Annotated in this window: 14 protein-coding genes and 1 tRNA gene; 4 read left to right on the forward strand and 11 right to left on the reverse strand. The window is 63.0% G+C overall.

All coding sequences use genetic code 11. From position 1 onward, the window contains the following. Nucleotides 1–80 precede the first annotated feature (80 nt). The gene (locus METLI_RS05600) at nt 81–1,265 is read left to right on the forward strand and encodes an MFS transporter (RefSeq protein ID WP_004038753.1); all 1,185 of its coding nucleotides are present in this window, start codon (nt 81–83) and stop codon (nt 1,263–1,265) included. A gap of 355 nt (nt 1,266–1,620) precedes the next feature. Here the strand turns inward: METLI_RS05600 and METLI_RS05605 are convergent, their stop codons facing one another. From METLI_RS05605 to iorA, 5 genes are read right to left on the reverse strand one after another with little or no spacing between them, the layout of a single operon-like run. Then, nucleotides 1,621–2,145, reverse strand: coding sequence for a flavodoxin domain-containing protein (locus METLI_RS05605; protein ID WP_004038757.1), 525 nt, complete (start codon nt 2,143–2,145; stop codon nt 1,621–1,623). Continuing rightward, nucleotides 2,138–3,067, reverse strand: a complete 930-nt coding sequence (locus METLI_RS05610; protein WP_004038759.1) for a DUF2156 domain-containing protein — start codon at nt 3,065–3,067, stop codon at nt 2,138–2,140. The genes METLI_RS05605 and METLI_RS05610 overlap by 8 nt, the downstream gene beginning before the upstream one ends. Then, nucleotides 3,051–3,470, reverse strand: coding sequence for a GNAT family N-acetyltransferase (locus METLI_RS05615; protein ID WP_004038761.1), 420 nt, complete (start codon nt 3,468–3,470; stop codon nt 3,051–3,053). The genes METLI_RS05610 and METLI_RS05615 overlap by 17 nt, the downstream gene beginning before the upstream one ends. Before the next feature lie 47 nt (nt 3,471–3,517). Further along, a complete protein-coding gene (iorB, locus tag METLI_RS05620; protein ID WP_004038763.1) occupies nt 3,518–4,099 on the reverse strand; it encodes an indolepyruvate ferredoxin oxidoreductase subunit beta in 582 nt (193 codons plus the stop codon). Beyond that, nucleotides 4,096–5,868 (reverse strand): indolepyruvate ferredoxin oxidoreductase subunit alpha, encoded by a 1,773-nt coding sequence (iorA, locus tag METLI_RS05625; RefSeq protein ID WP_004038765.1) that lies wholly within the window; start codon nt 5,866–5,868, stop codon nt 4,096–4,098. The genes iorB and iorA overlap by 4 nt, the downstream gene beginning before the upstream one ends. Nucleotides 5,869–6,005: 137 nt before the next feature. Between iorA and METLI_RS05630 the strand changes: the two genes are divergently transcribed. Then, nucleotides 6,006–6,078: transfer RNA gene (locus tag METLI_RS05630), tRNA-Ile, on the forward strand. A gap of 552 nt (nt 6,079–6,630) precedes the next feature. Here METLI_RS05630 and METLI_RS05635 read toward each other — a convergent pair. After that, complete coding sequence (locus tag METLI_RS05635; RefSeq protein ID WP_004038767.1) at nt 6,631–7,089, reverse strand: EVE domain-containing protein; 459 nt, start codon at nt 7,087–7,089, stop codon at nt 6,631–6,633. 129 nt (nt 7,090–7,218) lie between these two features. Between METLI_RS05635 and METLI_RS05640 the strand changes: the two genes are divergently transcribed. Then, nucleotides 7,219–8,739, forward strand: coding sequence for a RecQ family ATP-dependent DNA helicase (locus METLI_RS05640; RefSeq protein ID WP_004038769.1), 1,521 nt, complete (start codon nt 7,219–7,221; stop codon nt 8,737–8,739). Between the two features lie 13 nt (nt 8,740–8,752). Here METLI_RS05640 and serS read toward each other — a convergent pair whose 3' ends face one another. Continuing rightward, nucleotides 8,753–10,030 (reverse strand): serine--tRNA ligase, encoded by a 1,278-nt coding sequence (gene serS, locus METLI_RS05645; protein WP_004038771.1) that lies wholly within the window; start codon nt 10,028–10,030, stop codon nt 8,753–8,755. Between the two features lie 207 nt (nt 10,031–10,237). Between serS and METLI_RS05650 the strand changes: the two genes are divergently transcribed. After that, nucleotides 10,238–10,690, forward strand: a complete 453-nt coding sequence (locus METLI_RS05650; RefSeq protein ID WP_004038773.1) for a hypothetical protein — start codon at nt 10,238–10,240, stop codon at nt 10,688–10,690. A gap of 153 nt (nt 10,691–10,843) precedes the next feature. Here the strand turns inward: METLI_RS05650 and mobA are convergent, their stop codons facing one another. Genes mobA through METLI_RS05670 form a run of 4 tightly spaced genes read right to left on the reverse strand, consistent with a single transcriptional unit; the run spans nt 10,844 to nt 14,860 of the window. After that, nucleotides 10,844–11,473 (reverse strand): molybdenum cofactor guanylyltransferase, encoded by a 630-nt coding sequence (mobA, locus tag METLI_RS05655; RefSeq protein WP_004038775.1) that lies wholly within the window; start codon nt 11,471–11,473, stop codon nt 10,844–10,846. A 2-nt stretch (nt 11,474–11,475) separates the two neighbouring features. After that, nucleotides 11,476–12,393, reverse strand: a complete 918-nt coding sequence (locus tag METLI_RS05660; protein ID WP_048103642.1) for a ketopantoate reductase family protein — start codon at nt 12,391–12,393, stop codon at nt 11,476–11,478. A 32-nt stretch (nt 12,394–12,425) separates the two neighbouring features. Then, nucleotides 12,426–12,860 (reverse strand): methylated-DNA--[protein]-cysteine S-methyltransferase, encoded by a 435-nt coding sequence (locus METLI_RS05665; RefSeq protein WP_004038779.1) that lies wholly within the window; start codon nt 12,858–12,860, stop codon nt 12,426–12,428. Then, nucleotides 12,851–14,860, reverse strand: a complete 2,010-nt coding sequence (locus METLI_RS05670) for an ATP-dependent DNA helicase (RefSeq protein WP_004038781.1) — start codon at nt 14,858–14,860, stop codon at nt 12,851–12,853. The genes METLI_RS05665 and METLI_RS05670 overlap by 10 nt, the downstream gene beginning before the upstream one ends. Nucleotides 14,861–14,876 lie beyond the last annotated feature (16 nt).

Genomic DNA, 14,876 nt, shown 5'->3' on the forward strand with positions numbered 1-14,876 from the left:
GTCACCTGTGGAATCCAGCAATTTCTTTGAGTATCTGACCAAACACTTCCACGAAAATCCCCTGAAGGGGAGGTACTTCTATGGACGCACACCGGCGGCTCTTTACGATCCTCTTCGTCTCGGTCTTTGCAGCGATGCTCGGCCTCGGGATCGTCGCTCCCCTCCTCCCGATCTACGCGGAAAACCTGGGGGCGACCGGGATCTGGATGGGGGTGATCTTCTCCTCCTTTGCCTTCTCCCGTGCGGTGTTCATGCCGATCGTCGGCAACCTCTCTGACCGCCACGGCAGAAAACCATTCATCGCCGTCGGTCTCCTCGCCTATACCGTGCTCTCCCTCGGCTATATATGGGCCCCTGACATCCTCTCCCTCACGATCGTCCGCTTCCTCCACGGGGCCGCCTCGGCGATGGTCGTCCCTATCGCCATGGCCTATGTCGGCGACATGGCAAAGAGCGGACATGAAGGCGGGCTGATGGGCCGGTTCCAGATCTCTCTCTTCCTCGGCATGGGATCAGGCCCCTTCCTCGGCGGCGTGCTCAACGACACCTTCGGCTTCTCCTCGGCCTTCATCACGATGGCCGTGTTCACCGGGATCGCATTTCTCATCATCCTCGTCTTCCTCCCGAAGGGGAGGAACGGCCCGGCGCTGCCGGCCGGAACGAAGGGCGCACCACTCCGCTCTCTTCTCCGCACCCCGGCCGTCGTCGGCGTCCTCGCCTTCACACTCTTCAACGCCGCCGGACGGGGCGGGCTGATGGTCTTTCTCCCGCTCTACGCCCCTCATGTCGGCGTATCCCCCTCGGAGACCGGCATCCTCCTCACCGTGAACATCTTTCTGATCGCCCTCCTGCAGGCGCCCTTCGGCGACCTCGCCGACCGGATGAACCAGATACTGCTCATCCTCCTCGGCTCGGCGGTCTCGTCGGCCGCCCTGATCGCCCTCCCCCATTCGGGCTCGTTTACGATACTGCTGGCGATCACCGCCGTCATCGGGATCGGCAGCGCCATTCAGCAGCCGTCGATCATGGCGATGACCGTGATCGCCGGGAAAGACCACGGCATGGGGTCGGCGATGGGCATCTACAACATGGCGATGTCGGCCGGGATGATCCTCGCCCCCCTCCTCGGCGGCGTTATCATGGACCTCATCGCCATCGAATGGGTCTTCTATGTCGGCGGGATCGTCGGGATCGCAGGCACCCTGCTCTTCGCCGCGATCCTGCGGTGCGCCGTGCCCGGCGGGCCCGGGCCGCGGTTGCGGTGAGCGCCGAGGACGGGTGATAGGGATCGTCCCGGCGGAAAAACTCTTTTCCCGCAGAGGAGAGAGGGCCGAATGGCGAAGTTCGCCTCTGACCGGGGGTTGCACCCCCTGACCCCCGCATGCGATTGCCCTGGATATTCGGGAACGGTCGGGCGGAGCATCTGCTGGATGAAAAATGATGGATGGAAGTGCCGGGGTGGTCGGGGGGGCGGCGAGCCCCCCGGCACCGGCATAGGGATGGACCAATGTTTGTCCAGACGCGCCCGCTACATCTCAGTGCAGCCCGTCGTCCCGGATCGTCTGAGCGGTGTTTGATAGAGGAGTCGTGGCCACCCGCATACAGGGGGCGAGGATCCCATCACTCGGTCACGGTGAAGAGGATCGCGGGGAGCGCTCTCGCCCATCCGTTGATCACGCTCCAGTTCCGGGCGTCGCCGGGCACGGCCCCGGCCATCTTCATCACCTGAAGATCGGCCTCGCTCATCCCTTCTGTCACGAACTTCCCGGCAAACAGCCCTTCGGCCTGCGGGTTCACGTAGATCAGCACCTCGGCCATCGAGGCGCGGGCCGACCGCCTGATCATGTCGCTCTCTTCTTTCATCGAGTAGCCGACGGCGAAGACGGCAAGGGGGCGCTTCATCAGGTCCATCCTGAACATCTTGATGAAGTCCACTGCCTCGACGAGCCATTTGCCCATATAGATCGGGCTGCCGGCGACGACGGCCGCATAGGGCGAGACCTCAGAGACGTCCATGACATTCATGCAGTCGACTGCATACCCCTGCTCTTCGAGCGTCCGACCGATCGCCTCAGCGATCTCCTTCGTCGAGCCGTAGCGGCTCGCATAGGCGACAAGGATCCGATTATTCACGTTTTCAACCATTGATCTGCCTTCCTTCGTTTCTCTTCTCCAAATCCTCTTTTTGCGCAATATATACCTTTGCCATATGGTGGGGGTGGTAGCGGAGCTTCGCCTCCCGCAAGCCGGGCACGCCGACGTCTGACTCGCGGTTGATGTAGATATAGTCGGCCGCAAGCCGGTGCGCCGCCTCCTGGTTCGCCGCTCTGTACACCCCGTCGCACTCGGGAAGCCCTTTTTCGAAGTGGATCAGGGCGACATCGTCGTTGAGGGCGTCGTAGATGCTGATCCCCCTGATCGTTCCCTCAGCCCTGATCATCAGCCCGGAGAGCCCGAGGGCGGCGAAGTGCTCCATCGCATAGAGGACGGCCTCCTTCTCGCGGGCAAGCACCGGCGACTCCTCGCAGTGCCGCCATTCGCACCACTTTGCGAGGAACTCGCTCACCTCCTCCAGGTCGCCGGGGCCGATCTCTTCGACGACCGGGTTGCACTCCCGCCTGAACCGGTTGAGGTGCCGGCGGATGGTGAGGTACTGCTTGCCGGGGAGATTGTCGAGGTCTGAGGAGAGATAGACGTAATCGGCGAAGTCCCGGTCTGACCTGAAGGGCAGCCCCGGATAGAGGGAGCGCACCCATGCGAGGGTCTCCTCGTCGAAGACATAATAGGGAGCGGGGCACCCTTCCCTGACGGCAAGGTCGAGCGTCTCTTCGAGGGCGGCGGGGTCGCGCGGCCCGATCGGCCCCCTGAAGGTCCGCTCCCCCTCGATGACGCTCATGATCACGACACCCTCGCCGAGGCGGGCCCAGGCGTAGTTCGCATAATGGTTCCAGCAGGCCATCGTCGTAAAACTCATGTCCGAGTGCTGCTGTGGATATCTCCTTAAGAGGTCCAGAAAAAAATCCCGGTCTTCAAGCGTGACCGGGGAAAAATCATCGATCGTGAGCATGGTATTCCTCTAATAACATCGGGATGTGTCCCTCCATGACGGCAAAACCCTCGCGCTCGTAGAAGGGGATGGTGCCGGGCTGTGCGATCAGTCCGATCCAGGTCAGCCCCCGCTCCCTGCAGAAGGCGACGAGCGCCTCCAGGATGGCGGCGCCGATGCCCCTCCCCCGGCACGCCGGGAGGACAACGATGTCCTGCAGGTAGGCGTCAGAGCACCCGTCAGAGATCGCACGCCCCATGCCGACCGCTCGTTCGCCCTCGGTTGCGACGATGAAGCAGAAGCTCCCGGCGACCAGGGGGGCGATCCCCTCAGGCGTCCACTCTTCCTTCCACCACCCGCCGGCCCGGTACAGGGCGACGATCTCGTCGGCGTCCCAGGTGGAGACGTTCTGGAGGACGGTCATACCGATCAGTCGCCCTCCATCCTATAAAGATGCCGCGGAAAATGGGGTTATTCGGACCGTACGGCGTTTCTGCCGAGGTCGAAGGCCTTCAGGTTGAGGTCGAGGGTTTTCGCCGGCACCGAGCGGGCGACCGCCTCTTTCAGGGATGATTCTTTCAGCGGGAGGTACCGGGATGCGGCGCCGAGCATCACCACGTTCTGCACGATCGGGTTGCCGGCCTCCGCGGCGAGGGCGGCGGCGTCGATGAGGAAGAGGCCCTTCTCCCCGAGGGATCCGAGGAGTTCCTCCCTCGCCGGCATCGGGAGTTTCTGGGTGTAAACCGGGGTCGGGACGACGGTCTGGTCGTTTGCGACGATCGAGCCGCCCGTCTTCAGGTAGTGCAGGTAGCGCACCCCCTCGAGGAGATCGAGGGCGATCATCAGGTCGGCCCGGCCCGGCGGGATCAGGGGGCCGTGGACCCCGCCGATCCGGACGTGGCTCTCGACCGATCCGCCGCGCTGGGCCATGCCGTGGGTCTCCACGCCGCGGACTGCGATCCCCTCGACCAGGCATGCCTCGCCGATGACGTTCGATGCAAGTATGGTCCCCTGTCCGCCGATCCCGACGATCAGCACGTCAAAACTGCTCATTTCCGTCCCTCCTTTACGATCGCGCCCGACGGGCAGATCTCGGTGCACACCCCGCATCCGCTGCAGAGGTCAGTGATCGACGCCTTTTCGTCGGCGTCGCGGCCGATCGCCGGGCACCCGAAACGCAGGCAGGCGCCGCAGGCGGTGCAGGCCTCGGGGTCGACGGTGTAGCGGCCGCGCCTGACCCCGCTCCGCCGGGCGGTGATGACGCAGGCCTGTTTGGCGATGATCACCTTTGTGCCGCTCCTCGCCTTTGCCGCCTTGAGGGTCTGGAGTGTGCCGGTGAGGTCGTAGGGGTCGACGGTCTCGACGAACGAGGCACCGCAGGCCCGGCAGATCCCCTCGAGGGAGATCGGGACGCTCGGTTCGCCCCTTGCGGTCTCGCCGGTGCAGGGGTTGGGCTGGTGGCCGGTCATGGCGGTGATCCGGTTGTCCAGGATGACGAGAGTCATCTCGGCGCCGTTGTACACGGCATTGAGCAGCCCCTGGATCCCGGTGTGGAGGAAGGTCGAGTCGCCGATGGTGGCGACGACCGGGTGCGTCTCACCCGAGTGGGCGATCCCGCTCCCGACCGTGACCGAGGCGCCCATGCAGATGGTGGTGTCCACCGTGCCGAGCTGGAGGCCGAGAGTGTAGCACCCGATGTCAGAGGGGAAGATGCCGTCAGGGAAGACCCGCTTTATCGCGTAGAACATGGCGCGGTGGGCGCAGCCTGCGCAGAGGATCGGCGGGCGCGGCGGGAGGCCGGCGGCCGGCGCAGGGCTCTCGAAGGGGGAGGCGGGGAGGATGCCGGCCTTCACCATCGAGGCGGCGACCGTGGCCGGGGAGAACTCGCCCTCTTTGGGGACGGCGCCGTTCATCTGGCCGAAGACCTCGACGCCGCAGGCGAGCTGCCTGAGCCGCTCTTCGACGATCGGCGCACCTTCTTCGACGACGAGGACGACGCGGTGCTGCTGCACGAACGCCTGCATCCAGTCACCGTCGATCGGGAAGCACCCGATCTTCATGAAGGAGACGTCGTCCGGGATCACCTCCTGCACATAGGAGGCGGCGATCCCGCTGGCGACGACGGCCATATCGCCGCGCACCTCGGCGGTGTTGTAGCCGAGGTTCATGACGGCCTTCCTGACCATCGGCTGCTTTTCGTTCAGGATTTTATGGAGGACGCGGGTATGGGCCGGGATGACGACGTACTGGCGCGGGTCTTTGACGAAGGCGCCGGCGCGGTGCTCGCCGCTCACCTCGCCGAGGTCGATGTCTCCTTTGGAGTGGCAAATCCGGGTCGTCGGCCTGAAGATCACCGGCAGCCCCACCTCTTCGGAGAGGGCGAAGGCGTCGAGCATCATGTCGTGGGCCTCCTGCACCGAGGAGGGGTTCATGCAGGGGATCTTTGCGAAGTGGGCGTAGCGGCGGGTGTCCTGCTCGTTCTGGGAGGAGTGGGCATAGGGGTCGTCGGCCGAGAGGACGACAAAACCCCCTTCCACGCCCGTATATGCGCTCGTCAGCAGGGGGTCGGCGGCGACGTTGAGGCCGACGTGTTTCATCGTGACGATCGACCGCAGGCCGCACCATGATGCGGCGAGGGCGTTCTCATATGCCACTTTTTCGTTCACCGACCACTCGATGTAGAACTCCCGCTCGCGCTGCGCCCTGAGGGTGTCGATCACCTCGGAGGAGGGGGTTCCAGGATAGCCGCTCGCAAAATCGACGCCGGCTTCGATGCAGGCGTGCGCGATTGCCTCGTTCCCAAGAAGATATCGTTTTGCCATGGAATGCGTCCCAGTGCTATTTGCTCCTGCGTGCTCTTTAAGGATGCCGTTCCCGGACGGCCCCAGAGCGGGGTTTCTGGCGCAACCTTTAAATCAGGGACGGTACAACATTTACAGGCACTAATACGAGTGTATTAGGGCCCGTAGCATAGTCGGTGGTGCACCCGGCTGATAACCGGGAGGTCATGAGTTCGAGCCTCATCGGGCCCATCTTCTTTTCGAGATTTCATTTGTGTGATTCTCTTTTGTTTGACGTTTCGTTTATGCGGTGCTGTGGCGATCTCTCCGGGACGACGATCCTTACACCATTTCAGCAGGTTTTCCGCAGTTTTTCGGCACCGGACACGATTGAGAAATAGCCGGGAACGGTTCTGGTTTGTGCAGTGCCCGTACAGATAGAGAGACGCGTCTCTCTCTATACTAAAGTACAGCAGATCACACACAGCCCCCGGTATCTGTTCGGGTGTGGGTGTGTGCGATCTCCGGAATGATGCAAGCGACCAGGATCTAACGCCATAGTTGGGCTTAAACCACTATATAATGCCAGATATTTCTCCGTTTAATGACGTCCACCGCCGTAAGGCGCTGGAAATCGGTGAAAGGAGGTGGCCGATGCTGTAAGAGTCCCTCTCCGTGGTGCCCGACCGCCGGGATGCGGTGGCTCACCCTCGTGTTGCCGGAAATGCGTTTCGGGGTGGAGGCAGCAGAGTGGGTTTCTGGGGCGAGGTGCCCCCTCGATCTCGCAGGATTGATTGACGCGGATCAGTCCCGCGGCGTCCTTGCCGCTCTCATGATAAATGCATGGTCCTCCTCGTTGATCGCCCGCATCGACTGTCCCCCGATATGCTCTGGCCACTGCGTTTTTTCCGTGATGAACCTCAGGTCGCGGATGAGGGGCCGAAACTCCACCGGGGGCTCGAAGATCGCGATCGTCCTCAGTCTGAACCGTAGCGGAAAAACCTCGTTTCCGAGTTTCCTGGGGGCGGTGAAGATCGGGTCTGTGTCCTCGTAGACGCTGGAGACGATCTCGAAGCACCCGAGGATCGCGGGGGGAAGGGTGATGTCCTGATCGATCACCTCATGCCCGACATAGAGGAGCAGCGTGTCGCCCGGCCTGATCCTGTTGATCTGGTTGAGGTCCTTCTTTGGGACGCCCCAGACCTCCTTTCGCATTACGACGTCTGCATTCTCACGGGTGGAGGTGGCGAGCCAGCGGATCATGGAATGGCACTCTATTTCGTATCTGGAAAAAGGTATCGAATGGTTTCTGAAAAGATGGGAGTTCACCAACCCGTCCCCCACCCGAACCTTCAACATCCCTCTGCCCCCACTCTTGAAGAGAACCCCCTCATGCCCTCCATCGACGACCTCCTGAAAAAATACTGGGGCTACACCTCTTTTCGCCCGCACCAGCGGGAGATCATCGCATCGGTTCTCGAAGGCCGGGACACGGTGGCGATCCTGGCGACCGGGAGCGGAAAATCCCTCTGCTACCAGGTGCCGGCACTCTGCCTCGGCGGCCTCACCCTGGTCGTCTCCCCCCTCCTCTCCCTGATGAAAGACCAGGTCGACGACCTGAACCTGCGGGGGATATCGGCCGCCGCCTGCACCGGCGCCCTTACGCACCGGGAGAGGGAGGAGATAGAGAGGCAGCTCGAGGACAACGCCCTCAGGCTCCTCTTTCTCTCGCCGGAAAAGTGCATGCAGCCCGGCCTCCTCACATACCTCGTCCAGTTCCCGGTCCGCCTCATCGCCATTGACGAGGCGCACTGCATATCGGCATGGGGCCACACCTTCAGGCCCGAATACCGCCAGCTCTCCGGGCTGAAGAGGTACTTCCCGGACGTCCCGATCGTGGCCCTGACGGCCACCGCCATCCCCGAGGTCAGGGCCGATATCGCCCAGCACCTCGGGCTCTCCGATCCCGGCGAGTTCGTCGGCACCTTCGACCGCCCAAACCTCAGGTACGCCGTCGTCCCGAAGGAAAAACCCATGGCCCTGCTCCTCGCCTGCATCAACCGGCACCGGAAAGAGTCAGGGATCGTCTACTGCTCCAGCAAGAAAACGGCCGAAGACCTCGCCCGCGACCTCAGGAAATACGGCTACAGCGCCGCCGCCTACCATGCCGGCCTCCCGACGGCGGTCAGGGAGAGGGTCCAGGACGACTTTCTCTCAGGCCGCGTCCAGACAGTCTGCGCCACCGTCGCCTTCGGCATGGGCATCGACAAACCTGATGTCCGCTATGTCGTCCACTACGACCTCCCGAAGAACCTCGAGTCCTATTACCAGGAGACCGGCCGCGCCGGGCGGGACGGCCTGGACAGCGAGTGCCTCCTCCTCTACAGCCCCGGCGAGTACGGGGCGGTGCGGTCCATGATCGAACGCGACACCCCTGACAGCCGTCAGGCCCGCATCGCGGTCCGCAAACTGGATGAGATGATCGGCTACTGCGAGACGACCGTGTGCAGGCGCAAGTACCTGCTCAACTACTTCGGGGAGGCGCACGCCCCTGAGACCTGCGGCATGTGCGACACCTGCGAAGGGCAGGGGGAGACGATCGACGGCACCGCATACGCACGGGCGATCCTTGGATGCGTGGAGCAGGTGCAGAAGAACGCCGGAATTGACCTCGTCGCCGACGTCCTGCAGGGATCGAAAAATGCACGCGCGAGGGAGAGGCATCTTGATCTCCTTCCTGCCTATGGGACGGGCGCGGACCAGAGCAGAAAACAGTACAGGCTCTGGGTTCTGGACCTGATCAGGCAGGGCTACCTGGAACAGCGCGGCAGCAGGATAACCCTGAACGAGAGGAGCGCCCGGGTGTTGAAGGGAGAGGTGCGGGTGCTGCTCCCGGCGCCCTCAAAAAAATAAGAGCCGTCTCTCCTTACAGCGTCTCGGCCCCGTACATATACGGCCTGAGCGCCTCGGGGATGACGACCGAGCCGTCCTCCTGCTGGTTGTTCTCCAGGATCGCCCGGATCGCCCGGGACGTGGCGATGGCGGTGCTGTTGAGGGTGTGCACGTACTGCTTCTCCTTGAACTCGGCGGGATCGCGCACCTTGATGTTCAGCCTGACCGCCTGGTACGAGGTGCAGTTCGAGCACGAAACCGCCTCGCGGTACATATTCTCGCGCGGCATCCAGACCTCGATATCGTACTTCTTCGCCGCCACCGTCCCGATATCGCCGGTGCAGATGTTCACCACATGATAGGGCAGGCCGAGGCCCTGGAAGATCGCCTCGGCGTTCGCCAGCAGTTCCTCGTGGAAGGCCCAGGACTCCTCGGGCCGGCAGAAGATGAACTGCTCGATCTTGTTGAACTGGTGGACGCGGAAGAGCCCCTTCGTGTCGATGCCGTGGGACCCGATCTCCTTCCTGAAGCACGGGCTGATCCCGGCGAACTTCAAGGGGAGGTCCTTCTCCTCGAAGATCTCGTCCTTGTACATGGCGGCCATCGGGTGCTCGCTCGTGGCGATCAGGTAGGCGTCCTCGCCGTCGATCTTGTACATCACGTCCTCGAAATCGGCGAGGTCGGTGACGCCCTCGTACGCCGCCCTGTTCATCATGTACGGCGGCGAGAGCGGGGTGTAGCCGCGCCCTACCAGCAGGTCCAGGGCAAAGCGCTGAAGCGCCATGTCGAGGAGCACAAGCCGGCCCTTCAGGTAGTAGAACCCCGAGCCCGAGACCTTGGCGGCGCGCTCGAAGTCGGCCCAGCCCTGCTCGGCGGCGAGTTCGCCGTGGTTCCTGAGTTCGAAGGGTGGAACCTTCGGCTCGCCCCACCGCTTCACCTCGACATTCTCGGTGTCGTCTTTACCCACCGGCACGCTCTCGTGGAGGATATTGGGGAGGCGCATCAGATAGTAGTGCACCCGCTCGGTGATCGCCTGGAGTTCGGCCTCGGCCTCCTTGATCTCGCCCGGAATTGCGGCGGCCTCCTTTAGAAGCCCGGCGATATCTCCGCCCGCCTTTCTGGTCTCGTTGATCTCGCGGCCGATAACATTGCGCCGGTTTCTCAGCCGGTCGACCTCAATCGTGATCTCCCGGCTTTTCTGGTCCTTCTCCAGCAGGTCGTCAACCCAGGCGACTTTTTCCGTATATCCCCTCTTGAGAAGGTCTGCCCGGACGATCTCGGGGTTTGCGCGAATGAACTTCAATTCAAGCATGGATGTATCCCTTCTTTCTCGTGGTGCACCGTCACGCCGCATGCACGTCGGCGAGGCGCCGGATCTCCTCTACTCTATTGATTGGGGGATCCGATTAGTATATTGCATCGCAGGTATTTCTGTTCCGCCGGTCAGAATGGTGCCGGCGCCCCCATCCATCAGAGCCGTTTCTTATCCTATTATATCGTTGGACACCAATTCATCAGTATGGAACGGCTCCATATCGCCATTCTTGCGGCCGGCGTCATAATAGGCGGCGGCGTCGCCGTCATCGGCCAGGTATTCATGGGTGTGTCGATCTTCATCGTCCTGGCGACGATCGCCATGTCCCTTCATATCATGAACGACACGAAAAACCTGCCAGACCTCGATTGTCGTCTTGCAGAGGACGCCAAGTCCGTCGTGATCAAAAATACCGGGAGCGGCCCGGCGCATCAGATCCACGTCGCCCTTGTCCCGATGAACATCGAGTTCGATGTCAGGACCCTCGGCGTCGACGAAGAGTATGCCTATCATCTCCCCGCCATGATCGAGGAGGTCAAGGCAGTCGTCACCTACAAGGACAGCGAGGACAAAAAATTCGGCCGCTCGTACAAACTCTCGTCGCTCGAAGAGAACGATCCCCTCCAGCCGATGTTTCCGTTGTTCTCCTGGAAATAATCTTTTTTCCCTCAGCCAGAACCATTCGTCGCCTTCATCATGCCCCTCAGAGATGCGAGAGCCTGAAAAGAGTGTGTGCGCCCTCCCATGACCCGTGGCCGTCGGCATGGGAGAAAGGCGAGTCCTGGCAGAGAGAAGGGCGCCAGAACGTATTCAAAGCGATTTTTCGTCCTTTTTTTCCCCGCAACTCCCCTCCAGCACCTCCCTGACCCGCTCCAGGTCGCCGACATGGTTGATGTTCGTGAAGGTGAGAAGATCCGGGTCGAAGGTCCTGAAGGTCTCGACTGAGACGAAACGGGCATCGAGGTTCCTGATCATCGCCCGCAGGGAGAGGGACTCGTGCTCCTGCAGGTATTCGATCAGGGCGGCGCGGCGGTAGACGGCGTGGAGGGGCTCGTACATATCCCCGTCCCAGCACGGGATGACGGCGTCGCGGTCGCCCAGCCCCTCGAAGAGCGTCTCGATCACCTGTCCGTTGATGCAGGGCATATCGCAGGCGACGACGAAGACGGCCTCGCCCTGTGCGGCGAGACACCCGGCGTGGAGGCCGCCGATCGGCCCGATCCCCCGCCGCATGTCAGGGATGCAGCGGACATACGGGTAGGGGTCGAACCGGCGGCACTGCTCCTCGTCTCTGGCGACGATGATGATCTCGTCGACGGCACCGCGCAGCGTCTCGAGGAGGCGGTCGATGAAGGTGCGGCCGCAGATCTCGAAGAAGTACTTCTCCATCCCGCCTGCACGGCGCGCCTCCCCTCCCACCAGCACGATACCCGAGCGCATGCCTACGGCTCCCGGAGCGTCTCGCGGAAATGCACCAGGCGGGTGATGCAGTCGTTGTACGGTGCCGATAGGCCGTGTTTCTCCGCACGGGCGGCGATCGCCCCGTTCATGAAATCGATCTCGGTGGCGTTCCCGTGCAGGATGTCCTGGAGCATGGAGGCGTGGTGCCCGGCCGTGCTCGGGATCTGGACGTCGCGGAGAAAGGCGAGATAGTCATCGGCCGTCGGCCAGGGGACATGCACACTCTCCGCGGCCATCACCGCATACGCCTCGCGGATGACGTTCTCAATGACGCCCCAGACCGTCGGGTCGAGGAGTTTGCCGTACGGGACGTTCATCAGGGCGCCCAGCGGGTTTAAGGCCGAGTTATACAGGGTCTTCGCCCAGAGATCGCCCCTGATATGGCTGCTCGCCTCCACCGGTATGCCAGATCGCCTCACGAGGTCGACGAGGGCGTCCACCGCCGGATCGGCGCCGTCCGGGAACCGGCCGAGTTTCATCGGCCCGCCGACCACCGAGACGTGGACGCCGGCGTCGCCCTTCCACTCAAACCCGGTGATGATCGTGCCCCCGATGACGCGGTCGGTATATTCGGCGATGATCTCCTCGTTGCCCAGGCCGTTCTGGAGGCTGACTGTATCGGTCCCCTGGATCACGCCGGCGAACTGCTCGCAGATCGACCGGGTGGCGAGAGACTTTGCGGTGATGAAGATATAGTCGAAGTGTTCGCCCTCGGGCACATCTTCGGACGCCGGGAACCGATACGTCCCCTCGCCCCAGAGCCCGGTCATCACAAAGCCCCGCTGTGCGATCGCATCGGCATGACGCTTTCTGCAGACAGCATGGACCTCGCAATGGGGGGACAGGCGGGCGGCAAGGCAGAGGCCGACCGCCCCTGCACCGAGTATCAGCACCTTCATAGAATACGTATCGCTCCATGAATCCATAAAGATCATCCCTTCCGGGACTCCATCGAGAGCAGGGCTCGTTTCATCTCAATCGACGGGGTGAACCCGCCGATCCCGCCCTTTGCCACCACCCGGTGGCAGGGGACGACGAGAGGCGTTGGATTCGTGCGCATCGCATTGCCCACCACCCGCGGCACGGTCCCTGCGGCGGCGGCGATCTCGCCATAGGTCGCCGTCCGCCCGTACGGGATCGCCCGGACGGCCCGGTAGATGCGTGCATACACGGAATCGCCCTCGGTCGCAACACTCGAAAGACCGGCAAGGGCGTCCGGGTTCCCGGCGAGATAGCGGAGGAAGGCAGGGTGGGCCGGCCCCTCCGCCGGTTCGCGCAGGAAGCGCACCTGCATGACGAGGTCGCCGCTCCAGACCATGTGGACGTGCCAGAGCCCGAACGGGCAGCTTCCCCCGGTTACGCCCATTTCATCACCAGCCTGGAAAACCGGTCGAGGTCGCAGATCTCGGCTTCGTCCTGCATCCAGGGCGGAAGGCCGACCCGCACCCCCGGTTCGAGGAACCGCTCCTCGGCGAGGACGAGCACCCCGGTATCCTCGGGCGTCCGCAGCACCCGCCCGAGGGCCTGGAGGGCGCGGTTGATTGCCGGGAGGGTGTACGAGATGAACTCGCCGTCGCGCCCGAACTTGTGGACGTAGTACTCGATCGTCATCTTCCTGACCGAGTTGTACGGGGCGAGCGGGAGGCCGACGACCATCGCCCCCCGCAGCATCTCGCCGCGGTAGTCGAGCCCCTCGCTCCATTTCCCGCCGCAGACCGCAAAGATGATCCCGGCTTTGCCCCGTTCAGGAAGGGAGATGAACTCCTGCAGGGCGGCGGTCGCCTCTGACGCCTCTCTGGGCTCGGTATAGACCGTCTTTCCGTTGATACGGCTCCCGCAGGCCTGTGCGTAGGTGTTGAGGATCTGGTACGACGGGAAGTAGACGGCAAGGTTCCCCCTCACCCGCGCGAAGGTTTTGATATAGCCGACGATCGCGTCGGTGTTCTTCTTATTCTGGCGCATCCGGTAGGCGGTCGTGACGTCTTTTGCGCAGACGACCAGACGATTTTCCCGCGGGAAACTGTTCGGGAGGGAGATCGTCCTGACCGGAAGGTCACCGAAGTAGTATTTCTGGTAGGCGGAGAGAGGCGAGAGCGTCCCGGAGATCAGAACGCATGCGGCGTGTGCTTTTCCTATCGCCTGCATTTTCTCGCCGGGATCGATGTTGCGCACCTCGAGTTCCACATGTCCTTCGGCTGAACGGTACAGGGGCAGGAAGGTCATGTCGCTACCGGCGCGGTAGACGCGGTACATGAACTCGGTGAGGCTCTCGACGGCGCTCTCCTTGTAGATCCCGGCGCTCTTGTTCTTCTCGGAGACCCGCTCGGCGATCTTCGAGAGGTCGCCCACGATCTCTTCGAGCCCCTTGTAGAGCGTTCCCCGCACCGCCATCCGGTGGAACTGCTCCGGGTCGAACCAGTCTTCGCCTTTCTGGGAGCGCTGCAGGGCCTCCATGAAGGCGGCCACGTTCGGGAGCACCTGCCGCACGGCGTTCACGTCCTTCATCGACCTGGAGAGGTGGGAGAGCTCGGTCATCGCCGCCTCAAGGGTACGATCTTCGAGGACGACGCTCTGGATGCCGGTCACGACGTCGCCGCAGTTGTGCGCCTCATCGATGAGGAGGAGGACGTCTTTGGGCTCCACGTCGAGAGAGGCATAGAGCTGGTCGCGGATCTCGTCGTTGAAGAGGTGGTGGAAGTTGCAGACCAGGACGTCGGCCCCCCGTGCCGCCTGCATCATCGTCTCGTACGGGCAGAGCCCGTTGCAGAACCCGGCCAGATCCTCGGGTGCGATCGCCTCCTTCTTCACCCGGTCGGCCCTGGTGCGGAGGGTCTGCGAGGGTGCCATCCGAAGACCGCTCTCCTCGTCGCCCCGGACAAACACCCGGCTCTTAATGAAATAGGGACAGAGCAGGGGATGCTCCCTATCCATCTTCCTGATCTGCTCGTTGATCACCCGGTCCTCGGTCGGGACGAGCGAACCCTTCTGGGCCCGCTCCCGCATCAGCGACGATGAGAAGGCCTTCACGCCCTCACAGCGCCGGTACGGGTCCCCCTCGCCGCCGAGCGGGCACATCGAGCCTTTCCCGACGAGGTACGAGAAGGTCAGGGCGGGCTGCACCTTTCTCACGAGCGCCAGTTCCCTGATAAAGGTCGAGAGCTGCGAGATCGTCCGCACGGCGACGATCACCTTTCTGCCGTTGCTCTCTGCCAGCAGCGCCGAGACCACGCTCGACTTCCCGCTGCCGGTCGGGGCGTCGATCATGGCGATCCCGCCTTCGCGCGCCGTCTCTGCGGCGAATTCCAGCATCTCCCGCTGGTTCGGGCGGAAGCCCGGGTATGGGAACCACGCTTCAAGACGGTCCATTGCAGTATTCTATGCC

Source organism: Methanofollis liminatans DSM 4140, assembly GCF_000275865.1.
GTDB lineage: Archaea > Halobacteriota > Methanomicrobia > Methanomicrobiales > Methanofollaceae > Methanofollis > Methanofollis liminatans.